Source organism: Komagataeibacter kakiaceti JCM 25156, assembly GCF_000613305.1.
Window position 1 is genome coordinate 1 of record NZ_BAIO01000652.1, and the last position, 1125, is coordinate 1125.

Genomic DNA, 1125 nt, shown 5'->3' on the forward strand with positions numbered 1-1125 from the left:
CCACGCTGCCGGTGCGCCTGGTGGTGGAACGGGCGACCAATCCGTTCCTGCGCGCGCCCGATGTCGCGACGCTGGCGCGGTTACGCAAAGAGAAGGACAGGTTCTGACATAATACGTCATGATCCGGTGCGGCCGCACGGATGCCCCGCCACCTGCCCGCCCCGGATTCACGGCCGCAAGGCAGGGGAAACAAGGCGCGGGCGCTCCGTAACCCCAGGGCGGGAACGTGCGTTACAGGGGGGGAAAGCTGGCGTCGCCCCGCGCAGGGAGGCTGGATTGACCATCCACCGCATGGCCCGCCAGTGTGTTATACTGTATGAATGGATGGCTCCGTTGCCCGCGGCCCGTGGGCGCGGGGGCCATGGCGGATTGGCGTATGCTGCGCCCGATCCATGCGAAAGGTAGGCATTTGTCGGTATCTTCTGCCCCGGTTGTCATCAAGAAATATGCAAATCGGCGGCTGTACGATACCGAGCTTTCTGCATACATCACGCTTGAGAACCTGATGGACATGGTCAAGCAGGATCGTGCCTTCGTCATTCTGGACGCCCGCACGGGCGATGACATAACCCGTGGGGTTCTCGCCCAGGTCATGCTGGAGGAGGAAACCCGTGGCCGCGCCATGCTGCCGGTGGCTTTCCTGCGCCAGCTCATCCGCTGCTATGGCGAAAGCAGGCAGGGCGAGGTCTCGGACTATCTCGAACGCATGATGGCCGAGTTCATGGACCGCCAGCCCCCATCGGCCACGTCGGGCGGGCTGGAGGCGCTGGGGCGGGAGAACGCCGCCGTGGTGCGGCAGGCCATGTCGCTGTTCACATCGCTTTACGCCGTCGAGCGCGTGGGCAATCGCACGGTGGAAAACCTGTTGCAGGAAATCATGGATCTGCGCCAGCAGGTCGAATCCCTTCAGGCGGACCGGGACAGGCGGTCCTGACCCGCTGGGGCCAGTTTCGCGAATTATCGGAAGTTTTTGGTGAAGCTTGTTTCAGGAAGCTTCAGGAAACGCCGCCCTCCTGAAAAAGGCGGCATCACGCGGTCGGCCTGACTTCCGGGGCGGGGATGGGCAGGTTGTGGCTGGCGCATAGCCCGCGCCATGCCGTGCCGATGGCGGGCAGCAACTGCGCG

At 64.2% G+C, this 1125-nt stretch carries 2 protein-coding genes; both read left to right on the forward strand.

Annotation, left to right across the window (positions count from 1 at the left end; genetic code table 11):
- A partial coding sequence (locus JCM25156_RS29090) for a hydroxyacylglutathione hydrolase C-terminal domain-containing protein (protein WP_277909483.1) occupies positions 1-107 on the forward strand: 107 nt, incomplete at its 5' end.
- Positions 108-376: 269 nt separating this feature from the next.
- Positions 377-934: a polyhydroxyalkanoate synthesis repressor PhaR gene (gene phaR / locus JCM25156_RS25875; RefSeq protein ID WP_407637138.1), complete on the forward strand. Its 558-nt coding sequence runs from the start codon at positions 377-379 to the stop codon at positions 932-934.
- The last annotated feature ends 191 nt before the right edge of the window (positions 935-1125 follow it).